The sequence below is a fragment of the Helicobacter sp. 10-6591 genome, assembly GCF_003288805.1.
Lineage (GTDB): Bacteria > Campylobacterota > Campylobacteria > Campylobacterales > Helicobacteraceae > Helicobacter_F.
This window is the reverse complement of record NZ_NHYK01000048.1, coordinates 1-843: the sequence shown is the minus strand read 5'-3', so window position 1 is coordinate 843 and position 843 is coordinate 1. Positions and strand designations below refer to the sequence as shown.

General features: G+C 38.2%; 1 pseudogene. It reads right to left on the bottom strand.

The window, feature by feature from the left end:
• Window positions 1–843, bottom strand: a pseudogene (locus tag CCY97_RS08350) (class I SAM-dependent DNA methyltransferase); the annotation flags it as partial.

The following is an 843-nucleotide window of genomic DNA, read 5'->3' as shown; positions in this document are numbered from 1 at the left end:
ATAAGGTGGATTGCCTATCACTAAATCAAAGCCCAAAAAATCGCCATTGTTATCTAGCACTTCTGGGAATGCAAAGCGCCATTCAAAAGGCTTGTTTGATTCGAGATTAAAGAGTGCATTATAGGATTCTTGGAGCGTGGCGAAGTCTTTTTGTGCTACTGCTTCATCAAACTCTAGGAAAAATCCTGCCTTGACATAGATTGAGAGATTTTTGTCATCTTTGGCTAGGTAGTTGCCATATTGAGCGCTGTATTTGTCGCACTCTTTTTCAAAGGCTTTGATTTGGGATTTGAATTTGTCTTTGAAACAAAAGTTTTTAAAGGCTTCGTGGAGTTCTTTTATCTTTGAATCTAGGGCTTGTTTGTCTTGGTATAAGCCCTCTTTGTAGTTTTGCACGGCTTGTTTGTAGTCTTTTATCTTGGTGTTTATGTTGGGATAATGGCTAAGGCTTTGGGTGATGTCAAAATAGCTTATAAGGCTATTGCCGCATTTTATGTTGATGTCTATGTTTGGGAGAGTTTGGAGGGTGTTTGTGTTTTTGCCATTTTCAAAGATATAGTAGCTATATTTCAGTAGCTCTATCCAAAGTCTTAGCTTTGTGATTTCGCAAGAATTGTGGTTTATATCCACGCCAAAAAGGCAAGATTCTATAAGTGTGCGTTTGTTGTGGAATATGGCTTTTTGGAGTTTATGGGATTCTATGTTTTGGTGGCTTGGGATTTGGTAGATGTGTGGGTTGCCTGTAGAATCTTGTAGCACAATCTCATCGTTTTCTAGGCGTAGTTGTATGTCTTTTAGGCGTTCAAAGTTTTCATCACAAAGGATTTTTAGGTGGAATTTTAG